Here is a 22,253-nt window from a genome sequence, read left to right as displayed (position 1 = left end):
TCAGCCCTCCGCTGTCACGAAACCCTGGTCGACGAGCCACTGCCTGGCCACCGTCGCGGGGTCCTCGCCTTCGACGTCCACCTGCTTGTTGAGTTCGCTGATCACGTCGTCCGTGAGCACCGCCGAGATGGGTGCCATCACCTCCGCGACCTCCGGGTACCGCTCGGCGAAGTCCTCGCGCATCGTCAACGCCGGGTTGTACTTCGGGAAGAACTGACGGTCGTCCTCGAGCACCACGAGATCGAGGGCCGCGATCCGGCCGTCGGTGGTGAACACCTCGCCGAACTTGCACTGGCTGCCGTCCGCGGTCGCCTGGTAGATGATGCCGGTCTGCAGGATCCGCCGATCGGCTCGCGCCGGGTCGAATCCGTACGCGGCCGCCATGCCGGGAAAGCCGTCCTGGCGGACGTTGAACTCGGTCTCGACGCACGTCGTCGCCGCGGCCGGATCCCGCTCCACCAGGGCTGCGTAGTCGGACAACGTCCGCACCCCGGTGCGCTCCGCGGTGGCCCGACTGGTGGCGAGCGCGTACGTGTTGTTCATCGGCGCCGGATCCGTCCACACCATCCCGTTGCGCTCGAGATCCTCGTCCCGGACGGCTTCGAACTGTGCTCGTGAGTCGGGAATCGGCTCTTCGTGCCCGAGGTAGTTGATCCAGCCCGTGCCGGTGTACTCGTAGCTGACATCGATCTGTCCCGCCAATTGCGCGTCGCGAGTGCTGTTGGAGCCCTGGATGTTCGTCAGGTCGCGGACGTCGGCACCGGCCGCGGACAGTGCGAACTCGATGATGTAGCCGAGGATCACCTGCTCGGTGAAGTCCTTGGAGCCGACCGTGATCCGCGCACCGTCGAGCTCGGGGACGGGCGCGATGCTGCCGGGACCGACCTTCAGTGGGAGGGCACCACCCGATTCGAGGCCGCACGACGCCAGCAGCGTGGTCGCCAGCACCACCGCGGTGCCGACCAGGACTCGTCGCATCACCTTCATGTCAGCGCAGTCCCTTCGGGCCGAGGTACGTCTCGGCGAGCGCGCCCAGCCAGTCGACCAGCAACGCGAGCGCCACCGCCAACACCGCGCCCACCACGAGGGTCACGTTGTCGCGCAACTTGTATCCGGTGTCGATGAGGATGCCGAGACCGCCCGCGCTCACCAGGAAGCACAGCGTCGCGGTGCCGACCGCGAGGACGAGCGACGTGCGCAGGCCCGCCAGGATGTACGGCACCGCGAGCGGAAACTCGACGCGGCGCAGCACCGTCAGCGCCGACATGCCCTGTCCTCGTCCGGCGTCGACGAGCGTCGGATCGACCGACTGGTAGCCGAGGATCGTGTTCCGCAGCACCGGGAGCAGCGAGTAGAACGCGATCGGCAGCACCCCGATCCAGAATCCCGTGGTCCGGGTCGCGAGGTAGAACAACACCAGCAGGCCGATCGCCGGCGCGGCCGCACCGATGTTCGCGATGCCCACGAAGATCGGCGCCAGCCGCGTGAAGCCCGGCCGGGTGAGCAACGTACCCAGCGGCACCGCGAGCGCCAGCACGATGAGTACCACCACCACGGTGATCAGTACGTGCTGCCACGTGAGCGTCGCGATGTTGGCGACGTTGATGCTCGCCTTCTGCGTGGCATTGAGGTCCCGGCTGAACGCCCAGCCCAGCACGCCGCCTACCAGGATCAGCACCAGCACCGGCTGCACCAGCAGCCGCATGCGTTCGGCGCGCGCGGTCGCCTGCTGTTCGGTGGCGGTGGTCATTCGGACAGTTCCCCGGTGACGTGGTCGTCGGCGTGTTCCTCGCGTACCTCCTGCAGTGCGTGGACGAGCGTGTCGATCGTCACGATGCCCGCGTACTCGCCCCGCCGGCCGGTGACGGCGGCCGACGCGCTCGCCTGCACCAGCAGTGCTTCCAGGGCGTCCTGCAACGTGGAGGTGAGCGACACGTTCTCGCCCACCGGGTTGCCGACGTCCTCGAGCGAACCCGCCGTCGCGAGTTGCTCGGGCGAGACCCACCGCAGCGGGCGATCGCGCGGGTCGAGGATCAGGCCCCACGGCGCGTCCTGCTCGGCCAGCTCCCGGCGCAGTTCGGCCACCGATCCGTTCCGGTACGCGGTGGGGCACTGGCTCAGTTCGATGTCGCGAACCCGGGCGAGCGTCAGCTGCTTGAGCGACGCGTCGGCGCCGATGAACCCGGCGACCATGTCGTTGGCCGGGTTGGCGAGGATCGCCTCCGGGGTGTCGTACTGCATCACGTGCGACTGGCTGCCCAGCACGGCGATCCGGTCGCCGAGTTTGACGGCCTCGTTGAAGTCGTGGGTGACGAAGACGATGGTCTTGCCCAGATCGGACTGCAGTCGCATCAACTCGTCCTGCAGCAGTCCGCGCGTGATGGGGTCGACCGCACCGAACGGCTCGTCCATCAGCAGCACCGGCGGATCCGCGGCGAGTGCGCGGGCCACGCCGACGCGCTGCTGCTGCCCGCCCGACAACTGCCGCGGGTAGCGCTCGCGGTACGTGTCCGGGTCCAGTCCCACCAGATCGAGCATCTCGTCGACACGCTCGGCGGTGCGCTTCTTGTCCCACCCGACCAGCCCGGGCACCGTGGCGACGTTCTTCGCGACCGTGAGGTGCGGGAACAGACCGGCCTGTTGGATCGAGTAGCCGATGCCCCGGCGCAGCCGGTCGGGGTCGATCGAGTGGGTGTCGCGGCCGGCGATGGTGATCGTGCCCGACGTCGGCTCGATGAGCCGGTTGATCATCCGCATGGTGGTGGTCTTGCCGCATCCGGACGGTCCGACGAACACGACCGTCTCACCGGCGGGAATGGTCATCGACACATGATCGACGGCCGGGTCGTCCTGGCCCGCGTACTGCTTGACGACGTCGTCGAGCACGATTTCGACGCCACTGCCGGTTCGTTCTTCGGCGGGTAGAAGGTCAGTCACGAAGCCCCCTCGAGGTGGTGAGGCGCCCGAGCAGGACGAGCAGTCCATCGAGGACGAGCGCCAGGATGACGATGAGAACGGTGCCGGTGAGCGCCTGCGGTACGGCGGTGGGACTGCCGACGCGGGACAGGCCCGAGAAGATGAGATTGCCCAGGCCCGGGCCTTTCGCGTAGGCCGCGATCGCGAGGATGCCCATGAGCATCTGCGTACTGACCCGGATCCCGGCGAGGATCGACGGCCACGCCAACGGCATCTCGATGCGGGTGAGCACCCGGAGCCGGTTCATGCCTACGCCGCGGGCCGCGTCCGTGATCGCCGGATCCACCGAGGCCAGACCGATGATCGTGTTCCGGATGATCGGCAGCAGGCCGTACAGGACCAGGGCGGTCACGGTCGGCGCTACGCCCAGGCCCAGGATGGGGATGAGCAGGCCCAACAGGGCGAACGACGGCAAGGTCAGCACGGTGCTGGCCAGACCCGTCGCGACCGCCGACCCGATCGGACTGCGGTAGACGGCGATCCCGACGAGGACGGCGATCACACCCGCGATCACCACCGACTGGACGACCGCGCTGACATGGAGATACGAGTCCGTGAGCAGCTGTTGACGCCGCTCGGACACGAAATCCCACAGGGTCTGGAAATCCACTCCAGAACCTCCCTTCAGCCGCGACAAAGCCCGAAAAAGGCCCGTCCACTCACTGCAGACGGGCCTTCCTCGGGCCGCGCGGCACTGCGCTTGCTGTCAACCCTGCCCCGGAATTGCGGTTTCCGCACGGCAATCGCCCGAGCGGGTCCGGGCCGACCCTTCGGTTCCGAGCCGAGAACCGGCTACCGGACGCGATCGAGATGCGAGAGCGGACGCACCGCGATCCGCACGAGGGCGAGCGGGTTGTCGTCACCGGCCGTGCGGTTCACACCCATCGCACCGCACGCACCGCATCGGTGGACGATGAGCCATTCACCGCCGCCGCGCACCGAGATGGAGATCGGGTCCATCCGGCCGCCACACGACGACGCACGGTCGCCGGGGACGGTGCGGTCGACGTGCCTACTGCACAAACACGTCGGACAGTGGTTGCGGTGCGCCGTGCCGGGCGCCCACATCGGGACGTCCAATCCGCAGCCCAGGCAGCGGAAGGATGTCCCGCGGCGTGCCGGGCCGTCCCGGTGGACGGGTTTGGCGCGCTGCGGACGTTCGGTTCTGCCGTTCCTGCGTGACACGCGAATCACCTCACGCCGCGTCAGAGGTGCGCGAGGTGTTCGAGCGGAAACGGTGGTTGCGCCAACGGTTTCACCGAGATGCGGATCAACAGCAGCTGGTTGTCGTCCGAGGCCACCGGACCGGCCTCGAGACGATCGCAACCGGTGCATCGATGGATCAGCATCCAGTCGCCGTCGCGTTGCACGGCGACCGCGATCGGATGGGTTCGTGCGTCGCACCCTCCGTGCCTGCCGGCGAGGCAGTTCGGGCAGTGCGTACGCGGGACGGCGTCCGGCGTGGTGACGCACACGGTGAGCCCGCAACGGACACACGTGAAGGTGGACAGGCGTGAAATCGGCGTGCCGCTGTGGGACACGGGAAACTCCTCTGTGAGATCGACTGGGCGGCAAAGGTTGCCGAGCGTCGTCGACCCCGCGGAAGGATCACACCGGACAGGGGATCCGATGTCTGGTTCGGATCACCGGCCGGAGCGGTTCGCGGGATCGCGAAGGAGCTCGGCGGCTGTCCGGGGCATAATTCACCACTTCCATACGGGTAGGGACCGGCCGACGTGCCGGATTCGCGAAACCCTAGGACGGGCGCACGCACCGCGCAATCGAATTACCGAGTGGCGCCGTCGACCGCACCGAACTCGATCGCATCCGCCGCGGACGACGACCGGAGCTCGGCGAGGGTCGCATTGTCGTGCAACCACGTCGGCCGGGCGATCGGACGCTCCGCCAGCCGCGCGACCGCCCACGCCGTGATCGCGGCGGTCCCCTCCGACTGGCCGCGCCCGGTCGCCCACCGCGAAGCACCGTCCGCGTTCCGCGCCAGGGCGATCCACCGGTCGGAACCCCACATCCGGGTCGGTGCCAAGGACCGTAGTGCCGGAACCCACGTCAGCGTCGCCAGCCCCAGGGTCGCGATCCGCGAGTCCATCCGCAGATAGGTACGGACCGGGACCCCGAGACCGGCGGTGAGCACGTGCTGATCCGCGAAGTCCGCGCGGACGGCAGGGAAGGCGCGGTACTCCGAGGAGACTGCGGGCGGCAACGAAATCGACTGCGGACGTGTGAAGTTGCGGACCGGTGAGCCGTCCGGGTCGTCGAACCGCTCCCCCAGCAGGCGGTACGTCCACTCAGCCGCCGCCGCGCCGTGGCGCTCGCCCGCCCCGATCCCGACGAGGATCTCGACCGGACCGGCTCCCGTGGCGGCGACCTCGGAGGCGAGCAACCCGGTGAGCCCCGGCGCCAGACCGACACCGAGCAGGACCGGACCTTCGATCCGCTCCAGTTCCCGCGAGTACGACGTGGTGGCAGTGATGTCGACGAACACCGCGCCCGCCCGCACCGCGGCCCGCGCGACGTCGGCGTTCTCGCGCCCGGATGCGTTCACCACCACGTCCACCGCTCGCGCCGCCGCCTCGAGCGCACCGGTGTCGGCGAGGTCCAGCAGGACATCGGCGCGGGCCGCGTCGCGTCCGGCCACCGAAGGCTCGATACCCGCCGCCCGCAGGTGCCGTACGAGCGGCGCGCCGACCGCACCGTAACCGCCCAGGACCAGTGCCCTCATCCCGCCACCTCCACCACTAGAGTTCTGCTCTAGAGCACAACTCTAGAGCTAGGGTTTGGGCGTGGCAACCTCCAACGGACAGCGACCGGCACGCGCGAAGATCCTCGACGCGGCGTGCGCCCTGTTCACGACCACCGGGTACGCGGCCACCACGATCAAGCAGATCGCCGCCCGCGCATGCGTGTCGTCGCAGAGCGTGTACTTCGTGTTCGGCAACAAGCGCAGCGTGCTGTCGTCCCTGCTCGACGTCACCATCGCCGGCGACGACGCGCCGGTCGCGACTCTCGACCGGGGCTGGGTCGCCGACGCCGTCGCGGCCCCTGATCCGCGCGATCAGCTGCGGATCCAGATCCACCACGCCCGCCTGATCCTGGAACGCGCCGCCGACGTGCTGCTCGCGGTGCGGGCCGGAGCGTCGGCCGACTCCGAGGTCGCGGAGTTGTGGCAGACGAATCTCGAGCAGCGTCGCACCGTTCAGCGGTACCTGATGGACGCCCTCGCCGCGAAGTCGCCTGGCGTGGACCCCCACGCCGCCACGGACGTCGCACTGGCGCTGCTGAGTCCCGAGACCTATACGCACCTCGTGCGCGAGAGCGGTTGGACGCCGGAGCGATACGAGGCGTGGGTACTCGACACCGTGGCGGTCGCCGCCGGACTACCGCCCGCGCACACTCAGGAGAGGTAACGCGGCTGCGGCTCGCTCTTGTGCGACCAGTCCCAGCCGATGTCGTGTTGCGTACGCGCGTCGAGGTGCGCCTCCCGCACGGTGCCCGCCCGCTCCAGTCGCACGATGATCGATTTGGACGTGGGGCAATTACTCTTCAGCGCAGTCGAATCCAGCGGGACGAGCGGATTGGTCTCGGGATAGTAGGCCGCCGCCGTGCCTCGCGGAATGTCGTACTCGACGATCCGGAAACTCGGCGCGTACCGAGCACAGTCGTCGCCTTTCCATTCCGTCAGCAGGTCCACCCGATCGCCGTCGTCGTAGCCGAGAGCGGCGATGTCGTCGCGGTGCATGAAGATCACGCGGCGCCCGCCCTCGATACCCCGATAGCGATCGCTCAGGCCGTAGATGGTGGTGTTGAACTGGTCGTGGCTGCGCAGCGTCTGCAGGATCAGGTGCCGCGGCGGCACCTGCATCACCTCGATCGGAGCGACGTCGAACTCGGCCTTCCCCGAAGGGGTTTCGAACGTCCTCGAGTCACGCGGCGGATGCGGGAGGATGAATCCGCCCGGACGACGCACGTTCACCTCGTAGCCCTCGCACCCCGGAACCACCTTCGAGATGTGGAGCCGGATCTTCGCGTAGTCGTCCCGCATGCCCAGCCAATCGAGGCCGTAACGGTCACCGAGAGTCGCGTGCGCGATCTGCGTGACGATGGCCGTCTCCGACTGCAGGTGCGGACTCGCCGGATCGAGCGGGCCACGCGACGCGTGCACGGCGCACACCGAGTCCTCGACCGAGATGAACTGTTCCCCGCTCGCCTGGACGTCCTTCTCGGTGCGCCCCAGCGTCGGGAGTATGAGTGCGGTCTCGCCGGTGACGAGGTGTGACCGGTTGAGCTTGGTCGAGATCTGCACCGACATCCGGGTGTTGCGCATCGCGCCCGCGGTGACGCGGGTGTCCGGGGCCGCTTCGACGAAGTTGCCACCGAGCCCCATGAAGAACTTGGCCTTGCCGTCCCGCATCGCGCGGATCGAATCGACGGTGTCGTAGCCGTACTCGCGGGGCGGATCGAAACCGAACTCCAGCTGGAGCGCATCGAGGAAGCTCTGCGGCGGGCGTTCCCAGATCCCCATGGTCCGGTCGCCCTGAACGTTGGAATGGCCGCGCAGTGGCAGCAGCCCCGCTCCGGGCCTGCCGATGTTGCCCTGCGCGAACGCGACGTTGCAGACCTCCTTGATGATCGCGACCGCGTTGCGGTGCTGGGTCAGCCCCATCGCCCAGCAGAAGACCGTGGCCTTCGACTCGCGCAGCATCTGCGCCGCCCCCGTGATCTCCGCCCGGGACAGCCCGGTGGACGCCGTGACCGCGTCCCAGTCCACCGCCCTGACATGATCGCGCCACGCCTCGAAGCCGTGCGTGTACGCCTCGATGAACTCGTGGTCGAGCGCGTCCCACTCGACGAGTAGCGAACCGATCGCCTGCATCAGGGCGAGATCGCCACCGAGCTTGATCTGCAGGTGGTAGTCGGAGAGATCCGTCCCCCGGCCGATCACCCCACTCGGGGTCTGTGGGTTCTGGAAGTGCAGCAGGCCCGCCTCCTTGAGCGGGTTGATCGACAGGATCTTCGCGCCGCGCTTCTTCGCCTCCTCGAGGTGCGTGAGCATCCGCGGGTGGTTGGTTCCGGGATTGTGCCCCTGCAGCACGATCAGATCGGCCTCGTGGATGTCCTCGAAGACCACGCTGGCCTTGCCTATTCCGATCGATTCGGCGAGCGCGATCGACGTCGACTCGTGGCACATGTTCGAGCAGTCCGGCAGGTTGTTGGTGCCGTACGCCCGGACGAACAGTTGATAGGCGAAGGCAGCCTCGTTCGAGGCACGGCCGGATGTGTAGAAGATCGCCTCGTCGGGGTCGAGGGACTGCAGCTCGCGTCCGATCAGCGCATACGCGTCGGACCAGTCGATCGGTTCGTAGTGCGTCGCCCCTGGCCGCTTGATCATCGGGTGCGTGATCCGCCCCTGCTCGTTGAGCCAGTACTCACTGCGCGAGGCGAGTTCGGCGATCGAGTGACGCGCGAAGAACTCGGGCGTCACCCTGCGCAGGGTCGCCTCGTTCGCGACGGCCTTGGCGCCGTTCTCGCAGAACTCCGCCGGGTGCCGGTGTCCGGGTTCGGGGTCGGGCCACGCGCAGCTCATGCAGTCGTAGCCGCCGACCTTGTTCAACTCGAGCAGCGTCTCACCGGTGCGGACGATGCCCATGTTCTCCAGCGACCGCTTCATGGAGACCGCAACGGCGGGAACACCGGCGGCCTTCGTCTTCGGCTTCCCGACCCTCAGGTGGGATTCGTCGTAGTCCGGGCGTTCTTCCTTGTCGCGCCTGCGCATGTCGACCTCCGCTCGCTGTCGGCCTCCGGTCCACCGTAGGACACTTCGGCACGCCGGGCGCGATACCGCGAAGGTCTCCTCGTGAAGCCGTCAGCCGGTGCGGATCCCGTCCAGCACCAGTCGCACGAGATAGTCGACGAAATCGTCCGCTTCCCAGTCCGGCCGGGCCGAGGTCAGCGTGGTGAGCGCACCGCGCAGCGTGTCCAGCACGAGGGCGCCGTCCACGTTCGGTCCGATCTCGCCGGATCGGGCCGCTCGGTCGAAGACCTCGACGTAGCGCGCCCGCACGGGCCCGATGAACCGGCGTTCGGCCTGATCCTGGAGGGCGGGGTCTGCCACCATGTCTGCGATCAGTCCCGGCATCCCTCGCCGGTACTCGGGCAGCAGTTGCAGCGACACCATGTCGTGAACCATCGCCGTGAAGGTCTCCTCGAAGGACGCGCCGGGAGTGACGGCCCGCGCCGACACCGGTTCGCGCCGGAACAGCACCTCCTGCACCAGCGCGCCCTTCGTTCCCCACCATTGGTAGAGCAGTGGACGTCCGACACCCGCCCGCCGCGCCACCGCAGCAAGGGTGAGCGCCTCGTAGCCGTCCTCGACCAGCACCTGCGCCGCGGCGTCGAGCACCGCGCGATGCCGCACGGGGTCGCGCCGCCGCCCCCTGCCGGGACCGTCCTGAGTCACTTCGCACCCTTCCTCGTGAAAGTGCTGCGTATTTACCTTACATGGTGTAAGCCTGATAGCCGGACGATTCGAACGAAGCGGAGCCCGAATGACTTTGATCGACATCGCACGGCCCGCACCGGACGTCGCGATCCTCACGCTCGACCGGCCGGAGCGTCTCAACGCGCTGAGCTTCGCCCTGGTCGAGGAACTCCACGACGCCCTGGCCGCGTTCGAGCGAGACAACTCGTGCCGCGTCGTGGTCCTCACCGGCGCCGGCCGCGGCTTCTGTGCCGGTCTCGACCTCAAGGATCCGGTCCGCACGGCACCGACCGCCGCCGGCCTCACCGGACCGGCGGCCGGAATGCGCACACAGGAGTACATCGCCTCGCTGGTCCCGCGGATCCAACGACTCCCGCAGACCGTGATCGCCGCGATAAACGGACCCGCGTTCGGTGGCGGACTCGCGCTGGCGGCGGCGTGCGACATACGGATCGCGTCCACATCGGCCCGATTCGGCGTGCAGTTCGTCAAGATCGGGATCTCGGGCTGCGACATCGGGATCAGCTACACACTTCCCCGGATCGTCGGCGGCGGCCGCGCCGCCGAACTGATCACCACCGGTCGCGAGTTCGATGCCACCGAGGCGGAGCGGATCGGCTTCGTCACCCGCGTGGCCGGAGACGGCGAACTACTGGACACCGCAACCGAACTCGCGGCCACCCTGTGCACCCACAGCCCGTTCGCATTGGCGATGACGAAGCAGGTTCTCGTCGCCAACGCATCCGCCGCCAGCGTGGACGCGGCCATCGCGCTCGAGAACCGCACCCAGATCCTGGCCGGCACCGGCGGCGAGTTCGCCGAGGCCGTCACGGCGTTCGCGGAGCGCCGGGCACCGTCCTGGGTCCACTGACCCGCATGTCCCTCGGAAAGGAACCCTCGATCGTGAACCGTGAGAAGCTCGGCACCCTGTTCGATCTCACCGGCCGCACCGCGGTCGTCACCGGCGGCACCCGCGGCATCGGCCTCGCACTCGCAGAGGCGTACGTGTCCGCGGGCGCGAACGTCGTCGTGGCCAGCCGCAAACCCGAGGCGTGCGCCAAGATCGAGCAGCACCTGCGAAATCTGGGTGGCAACGCGATCGGTGTGCCGACCCATCTCGGTGAGCTCGACGATCTGACGACACTCGTCGACCGGGCCGTTGGAGAGTTCGGCGGCATCGACATCCTCGTGAACGCCGCCGCGAATCCCTTGACACAGCCGCTGGGCCGATTCACCGCGGACGCGTGGTCCAAGTCGTACGACGTGAACCTGCGCGGACCGGTCTTCCTCACCCAGGCCGCCCTGCCGCATCTCGAGGCCAGCGCGCACGCTGCCGTGCTCAATGTCGTCTCCGTCGGCGCATTCATGTTCTCTCCCCGAGTCGCGATGTACGCGGCGGGCAAGAGCGCACTGCTGTCGTTCACCCGCTCGATGGCCGCCGAATTCGCGCCGCGCGGCATCCGCGTCAACGCGCTCGCACCGGGCTCGGTCGACACCGACATGGTCCGCAACAACCCGCCCGAGGCGATCGAGGCGATGCGGGAGATGTCCCTGCAGAAGCGCATCGCCGAACCTGACGAGATGGTCGGTCCCGCACTACTGCTGACGTCCGACGCCGGCAGCTACATCACCGGCCAGGTGATCATCGCCGACGGCGGGTCCGTCGTGCACTGACCGACTACATGAGTCGCCGAGAGACTACGCGCCCCCGGGTTTCGCGACGAAAAGTGGGTTCGGGTCCTCCTGAAGAGACATTCATGATTTAGAGACTTCAAACGGCGCGCTAGCTAGCCTCTCTGCGGTGCTGGACCTTGCGCAACCACGCGCGAAGGAGGTGCGGATAGGGCTGAAGCATCACCGGTCGAAATTGCAAATGGCAGCAACCCACCCTTCGCCGCGCGTTCGAGGTCGGGATACGCTATGTGATCATCACAGCTGCGTGCCCAAGTCGTCGCGGACCGGCATGGCTGTAGGATCCGGAACGTGTCCAAATCCAGACGCCGAGTTGCAGCGAAAACGCTTGGGAGCAGGGGGTGCCCGAGTTGACGGACGGGATAAACATCGTAGCTTCTCGGCGGTACGGTACCCTTTCTCCCCTCCGTTACCCAGGTGGCAAAGCGGCGCTAGCTGGGTTGTTCGCGGACGTCATTGCGGAGCTGGGTATACAGGGCGCCAAGTATGTAGAACCGTACGCTGGTGGAGCTGGAGCCGGCATTGCACTGTTACGTCAAGGAATCATTGACCGCCTCGTTATTAATGACTTCGACGCTGCCGTGCACGCCTTCTGGAGCAGCGTTGTGAACGATAACGACGCGTTCGTGGACCTCGTGGAATCTATCCCGCTGTCGATCCCTGAGTGGCTCCGACAGCGCGATATCTACCGCGCCGCGGACGAATCTGATCCACTCACGCTCGGATTCGCCTTCTTCTACCTCAACCGCACGAATCGATCGGGGGTACTCAGGGGTGGCGTCATTGGTGGCCTCGCGCAGAGGGGGAACTACAAGATTGATGCAAGATTCAATCGCGAGACGCTCGCTCTGCGCCTCCGCGCCATAGGCGAGTTGGCCGACAGAATCACGGTCAGCGATTTGGACGGGCGTGAGGTGATCGTCAGACATGCAAATGACCCCCACGCATTCATGTACATCGATCCGCCGTATGTTCAAGCTGGTTCACAGCTGTACCTCAACGCATTTGACCACCGCGATCACACGGCACTCGCCAAGATCGTCAACGGTGTCAAGCGCGCGCACTGGCTGATGACGTATGACACGTCGCCGCTGATCGAGCGGCTCTATGCGACAAAATTTCGGTGTCGCTATGAGCTCAACTATTCGGCCCGGCACCCCGGTAGGGCAGCCGAGCTGATGATCGCATCAAGGCATGTCGCCGATGCTCTTACAAAGTTGGGCCCTTCGCAGACGGCTGCAGCAGGAACCTGACCAAAGGGAGGACCACGCGCCATGCCTGATGGACCTGGGTACCATCCGCGTCTATGTTCACGCTGTGCGCGACAAGATTGAACCATTCACCGGTCCCAGGCTTCGTGCTGGCACCCTTCTTCGTATGGTTGATGGTTGAAATGGCGTGTGAGAGAGTGCCGTTGGACGCGTAATCAGAGGTGACCTTCTCCATTACCTTGCCCAATGTGCCAGATACCTCCGGCCCGTATTTGATGCCATAATGCTCCTTGATCGCGGCCTCCAACACCGACCGCATTAGCATCGCGGCCGCAGCGGGGAAGTCGTAGACCCTGATCCTTCTCAACTCTCGTACTCGATGCTTGAGCGGAACAGGCAGGCTTTCTTCGTCGAAGCCAGAGAAGTCCAAGGTAGCTTTAGTTTCAGGGTTATTCGGGCCGCGACTGGGGAACGCCGGAAGTTGATTGCGCGATTCACTATCGATGTGTCGAGGATCGACTATTGGCTGTTCGGTATCCGCAGTCTCCTGCCGATTATCACGATCAGGCTGCTGCTTCGCTGCCTCAGCCTCACTCCGCCCCGAACGACCTTCAGGGACCTCAGCCTCACTCCGCCCCGAACGACCTTCAGGGACCTCAGCCTCACTCCGCCCCGAACGACCTTCAGGGACCTCAGCCTCACTCCGCCCCGAACGACCTTCAGGGACCACGAACGCGTCGTCCTGGTCGCCTGACACCACAGACGCGAGTGGTGCGCGTAGTTCAGCCAACAGACTCTCAAATTCTTCGGTCTCAGGTTTGAGCCCGCGACGAGTATTCAACTTGCCAGCTTTGAAGCCCTGCAGCAGGCGCTCAAGAGCGACGAGGTGAGATGGGGTCGATGGCCGGGACACGAGGTTACCCTGATCATCGAAGGCAATCCCGATCGCCGACTGGATGTCGGAGTTGCGGTATGCGTATTCGAATGAGGACATCTTCAGTCGGGGGCTGCTCGCGTATTCGCCGATCGCTTGCTCAGCGAACTTGGTCGTCATGAGCAGTTCGCGCATCCGCCCCATCCGGATCAGCCGGACTGGCTCTTTAATTCCAGGCAGCTGGTTCTTCAGGTCGCCGACAGTCATGCCGTCGGTTAGCTGCGCGAAGACAAACTTGGCCTGCTCATCGAGGCTCCAGCCCTTCTTTGCGTCACCAGTGTGCAGTCGAGCGAGGACGGGTGCGGCAGAGTCCCTGTCAGGGAAGACCATCACTCGAATTACTTCGGGAAGGTCCGCAGCTTCGATGGAGAATCGCTTGAGCAGGCGTTCAATTTCGGCCTGATGAGCGGGAACGAGGCTCGGATCGAGCAGGGCTCGTAGAGCCGAAAGACGCCGGTTGCCCTCAAGAATGACGTAACGCTCACTATCTGGCGTAACCATTGGGATCTCGTTGTCGACGTACCCATCGCGCAGAATCAGGCTCGCGACCTTCGGTACGTCGTGCTCAGCGAACAAGTAGTTCATCGCCGCGCTCTCGCTGAGTTGTTTGATCGGGAATCGGTAGTTGTCCACGTCGAGGACCAGATCAGCTACCTTGACTTCCTTGATCGGCATCGGGTTGTACGCCATCAGATACCCCTCCCCTCGCACCGGCCAGAGGCCAGTCCCCTCTGCATAACCGAAATGAGAGCTTAGCGCCGTGCGTCCGAGCCCAGAACCGACCCCGGCGTCTTGCCTCTGCCCTCGCGATCATTCGCTGGATCTAATCCCGGTAGGCACTCGATCGGAGCCTCAGCCAAGGGCTGCGGATCAAGGCGTTCGATTGCCGCGAGCAGGTCCAGGGCCACGCCCACCAGGACGCAGTTCGAGCAAACATTCGGCAGACCGTGAGGCAGAGTTGATGGGCTTTTGGTGATCTCGCGGGAGCCGAGCATCGTCCATCAAAAGCTTGGTGATGGCGAAAGGACCCCAGCCAAAGACGAGCGCCACAGGACCCAGCACTGCTGCATGTCAGGCAGGGAAACTCTTGCGACTCGTGTTCGTTTCGAAGCAAATCCACTCGAAGAACGCTGGCGCGATCCTGGGGCACGCTTCGTGGAGCAGTCATGAGGCACGTCGTCAGCCGACCAAATGTCGACGGGAAAGAACCCATCGCTACATCCGCGGTCAGGTGATCATCGCCGACGGCGGATCCGTCGTGCACTGAGTCCCACCCGAGCATTGTCCCACCCGAGCATTCGAATGTGACCCGTACCACTGAGTGAGAAACACCCTTTTCTTCACCGGGCGATCACGCCATGGTCCGTGGCAGGCCGGACCGACCGGCGCGCAACGGATTTCGGAGGACACATGGCACGGCTCGAAGGCAAGGTCGCGATCGTCACCGGCGCGGCGCAGGGCATGGGCGCCGCCACCGCGCGCTTGTTCGTCCACGAGGGCGCGCGCGTGGTGCTCGGTGACGTGCTCGAGGAGAAGGGGCGTGCACTCGCCGCCGAACTCGGCGACGCAGCGATCTTCACGCCGCTGGACGTGAGCGACGAATCCTCGTGGGAGTCGGCCGTCGCAGTGGCCGTCGACCGTTTCGGCGGCCTCGACATCCTGGTGAACAATGCCGGAGTAATGCACTGGGCGCCGATCGAGGACCTCGACGTCGCGCGGACCGAACGCCTGCTCGACATCAACGTCCTCGGAAACCTGCTGGGCGCCAAGGCTGTCGTGCCGACCATGAAGAAGGCGGGCCGCGGCGTCATCGTCAACATCTCCTCGGTGGACGGGCTGCGCGGCGTCAACGGCCTGGCCGCGTACACCGCGAGCAAGTGGGCCGTGCGCGGACTCACCAAGGCGCTGGCCTACGAGTTGGGTCCGGCGGGCATCCGCGTGTGCTCGGTGCACCCCGGCGGCGTGGACACCACGCTCGGCAATCCGGGCGGTCTGGTCGGCGACGATCTGCAGAGCAAGTACGTGGGTGTGCCGCTGCAACGAATCGGCGAGTCCGAGGACATCGCGCGGGCCACCCTCTTCGTCGCGAGCGACGAGGCGTCGTACATCTCGGGCGCCGAACTCGCGGTGGACGGCGGTTGGTCGGCCGGCACGTACTACCCGGGCCTGCCGGGTACGCCGCCGGCGCTCATGCCGAACTGAGCACTCCGGGGCGAGCGGGGCGGTCCGGGCCGCGGCGGCCACAATGTACGCCGTGAGTTCCGAGATCGCCCCGCCCCGCTCCACCACGATTTCCATCCCCGGCGGGCGTGTACCTCGCATCCACCCGGCCTGGTTCGTCGCGGTCGTGGCCTTCCTCGCCCTCGTCGGAGCCGCCAGCTTCCGGGCGGCGCCGTCGATCCTGATCGACCCGCTGCACGACGACTTCGGCTGGTCCCGCGCGAGCATCTCCGCGGCGGTCTCGGTGAACCTCGTGCTGTACGGACTGACCGCACCGTTCGCCGCAGCGCTGATGGAACGCTTCGGCATGCGGCGAGTCGTGGCGGCAGCGCTGACGCTGGTCGCGCTGGGCAGCGGCCTGACGGTCTTCATGACCACGACGTGGCAGTTGATCCTGCTGTGGGGAGTCCTGGTGGGTCTGGGGACCGGGTCGATGGCGCTCGCCTTCGTCGCGACGGTGGTCGACCGTTGGTTCGTCGCCCGCCGCGGCCTGGTCACCGGCATTCTCACCGCGGGCGGTGCCGCCGGCCAGCTCGTGTTCCTGCCGGCGCTGGCGGCCCTGTCCGAACGCTACGACTGGCGGACGGTCTCGCTCACCGTCGCCGTCGCCGCACTCGCGGTGGTGCCGTTGGTACTGGTGTTCCTCCGGGACCGTCCGGAGGAGGTCGGTGTGCCGCCGCTGGGAGCGCCGGCCGACTACGTCCGGCCACAGCCGCCGTCGGCGTCCGGAGGTGCGGTCGGGCGCGCGCTCGGCGTCCTGCGCTCGGCGGCACGGACCCGGGTGTTCTGGCTCCTGGCGGGAACCTTCGCCATCTGCGGTGCCAGCACCAACGGACTGGTCGGCACGCACTTCGTCCCCGCCGCCCACGATCACGGCATGCCCGTCACGGCAGCCGCCGGCCTGCTTGCCGTGATCGGCATCTTCGACCTGGTGGGCACCATCGCGTCGGGCTGGTTCACCGATCGGTTCGACTCCCGCAAGCTCCTCGGGATCTACTACCTGCTGCGCGGCCTGTCGCTCATGGTGCTGCCCATCCTCTTCGCGGAGACGGTGCACCCGCCGATGATCGCGTTCATCATCTTCTACGGGCTCGATTGGGTGGCGACCGTGCCGCCGACCGTCGCACTGTGCCGCAAGCACTTCGGCGCCGACGGCCCCATCGTCTTCGGGTGGGTGCTCGCGTCGCACCAGATCGGCGCCGGGCTCGTCGCGTTCCTGGCCGGCGTCGTCCGGGACCGGCTCGGCGGCTACGACGCGGCGTTCTTCGTCGCGGGCGGCCTGTGCGCGGTCGCGGCCGTGATGGCACTCGCGATCACGACATCATCGGACCGTGACGAGCGGGAGATGGTGAGGAACACCGTCGCCTCGTAACGTGGGAGCGGAGCGAAACCGCCGAACACCCGAGGAGTTCACATGAGCGGCAAGCGGGTACTGATCGTCGTCACGAGCGTCGGCGAGTACGAGAGCGTCGGCTACCGCACCGGACTGTGGTTGGGAGAGTTGACGCATTTCTGGGACTACCTGCACGAAGCGGGTGGCACCGCGACCATCGCGAGCATCGCCGGCGGCCCGGTCCCACTCGATCCGGAGAGCCTCACCCAGGAGGTCCTGGAGGAGCTGGGAACCGGAAAACGTTATGCAGACCGGGCATTCATGGACCTACTGGACACCACCGTCTCCATCGCAGACGTGGCCGCCGACGACTACGACGCCATCTACCTCACGGGCGGGCACGGCGTGATGTTCGACTTCCCGGACGACCCGCACCTCTCGCGACTGCTGCGGGAATTCCACGAGACGGGCAAGGTCGTCTCGGCCGTGTGCCACGGCCCGGCCGGCCTCCTCGGTGCGACCCTCTCGAACGGCGACTACCTGATCGCCGGCCGCAATGTCACCGGATTCTCTTGGCCGGAGGAAGAATTCGCGCACCGTGCCGATGCGGTGCCGTTCAGTCTCCAGGCGAGGTTGGAGGAGCGGGGCGCGGTGTACTCCTTCGCGGCCGAGCCCTTCGCGCCGCACGTCGTGGAGGACGGGCGCCTGGTGACGGGGCAGAATCCGGCGAGCGCACGGCCCGTGGCCGAAGCGGTTGTGAAGCAACTCGGCTGAGCGTCACCCACATGTGACCCGATTCGCCGGGTGTCGGTGCGCTGGGCCCGGCTATGTTGGGGCAGTGCGCTCCGATCAGGACGACACGATCGACGCCGCGGGTCCACGCCGCCGACGCAGGACGGTCACCGCCCTGCGCATCGCGGCGGCCACCGCGGCGACCGCCGTCCTGGTGGTGACCGGACTCGGATGGGCGGCGCACCACGAGTTGACGAGCGGAATCCTCCGGTCGGGCGCCCTCGACGTCCTGACCGGCGGCGACCGCAATTCCCGACATGGCGACTCGAACATTCTGCTCATCGGCCTCGACAGCCGAAAGGACATGCACGGCAACGATCTACCGGCCGAGTTCGTCACCGACGAACTGCATGCCGGGGACAGCGACGCAGGTGGCTACAACACCAACACGCTCATCCTGCTGCATGTCCCGGGAGACGGCAGCCGAGCCACCGCGGCCGCGATCCCTCGCGACGACTACGTGGACGTCCCCGGGTACGGCAAGCACAAGATCAAGGAGGCGTACGGGATGGCGAAGGCGGACGCCGACGCCGACCTTGAGGAGCAGGGCGTGACCGACCCCGCCGAACGCGAACAGCGATCCCGCGACGCCGGGCGACGGTCCACGATCGAGACCGTGCAGAAGTTGCTGCGCGTCCCCATCGACCACTTCGCCGAGGTCAACCTCGTGGGCTTCTACGACATCGCCGAGGCGCTCGGCCCGCTCGAGGTGTGCCTCAACGCACCGGTCGACGACCCGTACTCGGGCGCGAACTTCCCCGCCGGCAGGCAGATGCTCGATCCGTCGCAGGCGCTGTCGTTCGTGCGGCAACGACACGGGCTCGCCAACGGCGACCTCGACCGCACCCGCCGGCAGCAGGCGTTCCTCACCGCCGTCCTCCGCAACCTCGACGTCGGTGGCATGTTCGGCAGTGTCCCCAAGATGCGCGGGCTGTTCGACACGGTCAAGAGCGACGTCGTGGTCGACGACGACCTCGATCCGGTGTCGTTCGCCCTGCGTGCGCGCAACCTCACCCGGGGCGAACTCGACTTCCACACCCTGCCGATCGAGGGGTACCGGACCGTCGACGGTCAGGCCGTGAACATCGTGGACCCCAACCGCCTGCGCTCCGAGGTGGCCGGCTTGTTCGCGGGCGAGAGCCCCACCACGACCACGCCCACGACCACGACCGGTCCGTCGCCCACGTCTTCCCGGACCACCCGGTCCGGGTCGCACAGCACCACGACGACCACCGAGGACACCAGCACTCCGCTCGAAGCTCCACCACCTGAAGAGCCCGTGGCGGCGGACGACAGCAGAGGTATCCCGTGCGTCGACTGATCTGCTGCCGTCCCCGCTACGGCAGCAGCACGAACTTGCCCCGGGCGTGCGGTTCCTGCAGCGCTCGGTGCGCCGCCGCGGCCTCGGCCAACGGGAACCGGGTGCCGACGACCACGTCCAGCCCGCCGTGCCCGGCCATGTCCACGAGCAGCGGACGCGCCTCGCGGCGGATCCGCGCACTCTCCTCACTGATCCCGTCGACCGTGCGGAAGCCGTCGCGGACCGCCCGGCCGAACGCGACGAGACTGACGAACCGATCCCTCTCCACGCCCAGCGCAAGCGAATCGTCGACCACCTCGTCGGTACCGACGGTGTCCACGACCGCGTCGACCCCGTCCGGTGCGACCTCGTGGATCCGCGCGACCAGGCCGGGCCCCGGCGAGACCGGGACGGCGCCGAGAGTGCGCAGGAAATCGTGATGAACGGGCCAGGCGACGCCTATCGCCACGGCGCCTCGCATCACGGCCAGTTGGACGGCCAGTTCACCGACACCGCCGGCCGCGCCGTGGATGACGACGGTGTCCCCCTCGCCCACGTCTGCGACCGCGAGGGCCTCGTACGCCGTCGCGCCCGACGACAGCAGGCAGGCTGCGCCCTCCCATGTCAGCGATTCGGGTTTCGGCAGGACGTCGTCCACCGGAAGCAGTACCCGATCGGCGTAGGCGCCCTCATCGGTGCGCACGATCACCTCGTCGCCCACCCGGACGGTGTCGGCGCCGGCACCGGTCTGTTCGACGATGCCGGCCCCCTCCATGCCCGGGCGGATCGGCAAGCGGGCGGGATCGGTACCGAAGGCACCGCTGTAGAGCTTGTAGTCCAGCGGATTGACCCCGACAGCCCGCATCGCGACGACGACCTGGCCCTGCCCCGGGGGCGGGATGTCCGCGTCGATCACCTCGAGGACCTCGGGGCCCCCGTACGCGGTTGCGACCACCGTTCTGGCCATGACCGGGCAACCGCGAGGCGCGTCGGCTTATTCCGGCGAACCCCGCGGGTCGTCCGTCGGCGTCAGTTCGAAGCAGCGAGCTCGGCCGCCCGGCGCTCCATGTTCTCGGCGACCTCGCGCCGCCACGCCGCGACGGGCTTGGTGGTGTCCATCTCGAACTCGAAACGGTTGGTCATGTCCGGGCTGATGTCGGCGACGTCGACGTAGAACTGCTCGTACCAGCGGCGGAGCTGGTAGACGGGGCCGTCTTCCTCGCACAGCAGCGGGTTCTCGATGCGGGTCTTGTTCTTCCAGATCGCGACGTCCTGCTCGAACCCGATCGTGATGTACGACGCCATCGCCGTCGCCAGCTCCTGTGCCTTCTCCCCGCGGATGTCGTCGGTCTGCTTGACCTTGATGCCGTACATGAGGACGAACTTGTTCGGCGAGATCGGGTAGTGGCAGTTGATCAGGATCGAGTCGATGTCGAAATCCGGGTAGTGGTAGGTCAACTCGTCGATCATGAAGGACGGGCCGTAGTACGCCGCGACCGAGCTGTTGCCCGTGGAGGCCGCCTGTCCGTCCTTGGTGGGCCGGGCCATGTCCTCGCGTCCGACGCCCTCGTAGTACTGGGTGGCGATGTGGCCCTCGAAGATGTTCTTGAACTTGATCGGGAAGCCGTAGTGCACGTAGAAGAAGTGCGCCATGTCGACGACGTTGTCGATGATCTCGCGGCAGTTGGTGTCGATGGTGATCTGCTTCCACACCCAGTCGGTCCACTCCTCACCGGGGGCGGTCATCTCCGGGATGGTGACCTCGGCCGGCGGCTGGTTGCCCTCGGGGTCGTGCCAGACGAACAGCAGTCCGTCCTTCTCCATCGTGGTCCACGCGCGGGTCTTGGCGAGCGGCGGCACGCGGCGGGCGTAGGGGATGTCGGTGCAGCGGCCCTTGCCGTTCCAGCGCCAGTCGTGGAACGGACACGCCACCGAGTCGCCCTTGATCTCGCCCTGACTCAGGTCGCCACCCATGTGCCGGCAGTACGCGTCGAGAACCTTCAGATCGCCCTCGCTGTCCGCGAACACCACCAGCTTGGTGCCGAAGGCGTGGATCGGATGCGGCTTGCCGTCACGCAGGTCGCGCGTCAGACCGACGCAGTGCCACCCGCGCGCGAAACGCTCCGGGGCCTCGCCGGCATCGATCATCCGGACTTCTTCGTTCTCCGTATCCATCGTCGTCATGACCGCTCCCCAAGTCCCTTTCAGTGAAAAACGCTCGACTACCGGTATCAATCATCTGTTTGATGATGTGTCCTGCTTCACACTGAAACACGTGTCAGTCGAGAGTCGCACGAATCTCACTGAACGGGACCGAATCGAACTGTTTGTCCTCGATTGGTGACCAAAGTCCATACCGAAACGGCGATAACGACTTCCGCGAGTGGTGCGGCCGAGCATCGTGATAGCCAGCACTGGGGACACATTCCACGATCTGGAAGGACCCGAGACCATGCCCGACACGCCGGACACACCGCACCTCGCCGTCGACGCCCCGCCGGTCATGTTCATCCACGGACTCTGGCTCGCCGCCTCCTCGTGGGACCCGTGGCGAACGAGATTCGGCGCCGCCGGATTCAGCACCCTGGCACCCACGTGGCCCGGGGAGGCGCCGAGCATCACCGACACCCGCGAACACGCCGACGACCAGGCCGGCTACGGGATCGACGAGGTCACCGCACATTTCGCCGAGGCCATCGCACCGTTGGGCCGCAAACCCATCGTCGTCGGCCACTCGTTCGGCGGCCTCGTCGCGCAGAAACTGCTGGCCGCCGACGTCGCCGCGGCCGCCGTGGCGATCGACCCCGCCCAGATCCAGGGCGTGAAGGTACTGCCGCTCGCGCAACTACGGTCGACGTTCTCCGTACTGGGCAACCCGGCGAACGCCAAACGCACCGTGACACTGACGCCCGACGCCTTCGCGTACAGCTTCGGAAATGCCATCGACCGCAGCGAATCCGACGAAATCTACGACCACTGGACCATCCCGTCCCCCGGCCGGCCGCTGTTCCAGGCGGCGTTCGCGAACCTGCTACCCGGTTCTCCCGCACACGTCGACACGACCGCACGGCGTGGACCGCTGCTCATCCTCGGTGGTGGTCAGGACCACGCCGTCCCGGAATCGGTCAGCCGGTCCGCCCACCACCGCTACCGCAAGGCCCCCACCGACAACGACTACATCGTGCTGGCGGACCGCGGTCACTCCCTCACCGTCGACCACGGTTGGCCGGACGTCGCCGACACCGTCCTGGACTGGCTCGCACAGAGAGGATTCGGCGCACCCGTCAGCCACTGAGGGT

At 66.9% G+C, this 22,253-nt stretch carries 21 protein-coding genes; 9 read left to right on the top strand and 12 right to left on the bottom strand.

What is annotated here, in order from left to right:
* The 7 genes from PSS76_RS02100 to PSS76_RS02070 all read right to left on the bottom strand — a co-directional run bounded on the left by PSS76_RS02100 (position 1) and on the right by PSS76_RS02070 (position 5,716).
* Positions 1-987: a glycine betaine ABC transporter substrate-binding protein gene (locus PSS76_RS02100; RefSeq protein ID WP_216317370.1), complete on the bottom strand. Its 987-nt coding sequence runs from the start codon at positions 985-987 to the stop codon at positions 1-3.
* Position 988: 1 nt separating this feature from the next.
* Positions 989-1,750 (bottom strand): ABC transporter permease, encoded by a 762-nt coding sequence (locus PSS76_RS02095; RefSeq protein WP_005516951.1) that lies wholly within the window; start codon positions 1,748-1,750, stop codon positions 989-991.
* Positions 1,747-2,937: an ABC transporter ATP-binding protein gene (locus tag PSS76_RS02090; RefSeq protein ID WP_242420801.1), complete on the bottom strand. Its 1,191-nt coding sequence runs from the start codon at positions 2,935-2,937 to the stop codon at positions 1,747-1,749. The genes PSS76_RS02095 and PSS76_RS02090 overlap by 4 nt, the downstream gene beginning before the upstream one ends.
* Complete coding sequence (locus tag PSS76_RS02085; RefSeq protein ID WP_005516948.1) at positions 2,930-3,586, bottom strand: ABC transporter permease; 657 nt, start codon at positions 3,584-3,586, stop codon at positions 2,930-2,932. Before PSS76_RS02085 ends, PSS76_RS02090 begins: the two co-directional genes overlap by 8 nt.
* A gap of 182 nt (positions 3,587-3,768) precedes the next feature.
* Entirely contained in the window at positions 3,769-4,161 is a 393-nt protein-coding gene (locus PSS76_RS02080) for an RNHCP domain-containing protein (RefSeq protein WP_175271663.1), read from the bottom strand.
* Between the two features lie 20 nt (positions 4,162-4,181).
* Entirely contained in the window at positions 4,182-4,517 is a 336-nt protein-coding gene (locus PSS76_RS02075) for an RNHCP domain-containing protein (protein ID WP_242420802.1), read from the bottom strand.
* A 245-nt stretch (positions 4,518-4,762) separates the two neighbouring features.
* Positions 4,763-5,716 carry an SDR family oxidoreductase gene (locus PSS76_RS02070; RefSeq protein ID WP_337455802.1) on the bottom strand — a complete coding sequence of 318 codons (954 nt, stop codon included), beginning with the start codon at positions 5,714-5,716 and terminating at the stop codon, positions 4,763-4,765.
* A gap of 61 nt (positions 5,717-5,777) precedes the next feature.
* On the opposite strand from PSS76_RS02070, the gene PSS76_RS02065 reads away from it, so the two are divergent.
* Positions 5,778-6,401: a TetR/AcrR family transcriptional regulator gene (locus PSS76_RS02065; protein ID WP_236722586.1), complete on the top strand. Its 624-nt coding sequence runs from the start codon at positions 5,778-5,780 to the stop codon at positions 6,399-6,401.
* Here PSS76_RS02065 and PSS76_RS02060 read toward each other — a convergent pair.
* Together PSS76_RS02060 and PSS76_RS02055 are read right to left on the bottom strand one after the other, a co-directional pair.
* Positions 6,389-8,767, bottom strand: a complete 2,379-nt coding sequence (locus tag PSS76_RS02060) for an FdhF/YdeP family oxidoreductase (RefSeq protein WP_013417532.1) — start codon at positions 8,765-8,767, stop codon at positions 6,389-6,391. The genes PSS76_RS02065 and PSS76_RS02060 overlap by 13 nt on opposite strands.
* A 90-nt stretch (positions 8,768-8,857) precedes the next feature.
* Positions 8,858-9,451, bottom strand: a complete 594-nt coding sequence (locus PSS76_RS02055) for a TetR/AcrR family transcriptional regulator (protein ID WP_084924952.1) — start codon at positions 9,449-9,451, stop codon at positions 8,858-8,860.
* Between the two features lie 88 nt (positions 9,452-9,539).
* Between PSS76_RS02055 and PSS76_RS02050 the strand changes: the two genes are divergently transcribed.
* From PSS76_RS02050 to PSS76_RS02040, 3 genes are all read left to right on the top strand, one after another.
* A complete protein-coding gene (locus PSS76_RS02050) occupies positions 9,540-10,343 on the top strand; it encodes an enoyl-CoA hydratase/isomerase family protein (protein ID WP_221278295.1) in 804 nt (267 codons plus the stop codon).
* Between the two features lie 32 nt (positions 10,344-10,375).
* A complete protein-coding gene (locus PSS76_RS02045) occupies positions 10,376-11,146 on the top strand; it encodes an SDR family NAD(P)-dependent oxidoreductase (RefSeq protein WP_337456136.1) in 771 nt (256 codons plus the stop codon).
* Positions 11,147-11,505: 359 nt separating this feature from the next.
* On the top strand, positions 11,506-12,417 hold the full coding sequence (locus PSS76_RS02040) for a DNA adenine methylase (protein WP_337455800.1): 912 nt from the start codon (positions 11,506-11,508) through the stop codon (positions 12,415-12,417).
* On the opposite strand, the gene PSS76_RS02035 is transcribed toward PSS76_RS02040, so the two are convergent.
* Complete coding sequence (locus PSS76_RS02035; protein WP_337455799.1) at positions 12,374-13,999, bottom strand: ParB N-terminal domain-containing protein; 1,626 nt, start codon at positions 13,997-13,999, stop codon at positions 12,374-12,376. The genes PSS76_RS02040 and PSS76_RS02035 overlap by 44 nt on opposite strands.
* Before the next feature lie 720 nt (positions 14,000-14,719).
* Here PSS76_RS02035 and PSS76_RS02030 point away from each other — a divergent pair.
* The 4 genes from PSS76_RS02030 (at position 14,720) to PSS76_RS02015 (ending at position 18,975) form a co-directional block, all read left to right on the top strand.
* Positions 14,720-15,511, top strand: a complete 792-nt coding sequence (locus PSS76_RS02030) for an SDR family NAD(P)-dependent oxidoreductase (RefSeq protein WP_013417536.1) — start codon at positions 14,720-14,722, stop codon at positions 15,509-15,511.
* 52 nt (positions 15,512-15,563) lie between these two features.
* A complete protein-coding gene (locus PSS76_RS02025) occupies positions 15,564-16,901 on the top strand; it encodes an MFS transporter (RefSeq protein WP_221280530.1) in 1,338 nt (445 codons plus the stop codon).
* Positions 16,902-16,943: 42 nt separating this feature from the next.
* Positions 16,944-17,636, top strand: a complete 693-nt coding sequence (locus PSS76_RS02020; protein WP_064076340.1) for a type 1 glutamine amidotransferase domain-containing protein — start codon at positions 16,944-16,946, stop codon at positions 17,634-17,636.
* Between the two features lie 64 nt (positions 17,637-17,700).
* Positions 17,701-18,975, top strand: coding sequence for an LCP family glycopolymer transferase (locus PSS76_RS02015; RefSeq protein WP_216317373.1), 1,275 nt, complete (start codon positions 17,701-17,703; stop codon positions 18,973-18,975).
* Between the two features lie 16 nt (positions 18,976-18,991).
* Here the strand turns inward: PSS76_RS02015 and PSS76_RS02010 are convergent, their stop codons facing one another.
* Both PSS76_RS02010 and PSS76_RS02005 read right to left on the bottom strand, forming a co-directional pair.
* On the bottom strand, positions 18,992-19,921 hold the full coding sequence (locus PSS76_RS02010; protein ID WP_022598447.1) for an NADP-dependent oxidoreductase: 930 nt from the start codon (positions 19,919-19,921) through the stop codon (positions 18,992-18,994).
* Positions 19,922-19,983: 62 nt separating this feature from the next.
* Complete coding sequence (locus PSS76_RS02005; RefSeq protein ID WP_044991487.1) at positions 19,984-21,138, bottom strand: 3-ketosteroid-9-alpha-monooxygenase, oxygenase component; 1,155 nt, start codon at positions 21,136-21,138, stop codon at positions 19,984-19,986.
* Between the two features lie 199 nt (positions 21,139-21,337).
* On the opposite strand from PSS76_RS02005, the gene PSS76_RS02000 reads away from it, so the two are divergent.
* Positions 21,338-22,249 carry an alpha/beta fold hydrolase gene (locus tag PSS76_RS02000; RefSeq protein ID WP_013417542.1) on the top strand — a complete coding sequence of 304 codons (912 nt, stop codon included), beginning with the start codon at positions 21,338-21,340 and terminating at the stop codon, positions 22,247-22,249.
* Positions 22,250-22,253 lie beyond the last annotated feature (4 nt).

Origin of the sequence: Prescottella sp. D32, from assembly GCF_037287305.1 — a bacterium.
Lineage (GTDB): Bacteria > Actinomycetota > Actinomycetes > Mycobacteriales > Mycobacteriaceae > Prescottella > Prescottella equi.
This window is presented reverse-complemented; position numbering and strand designations above follow the sequence as displayed.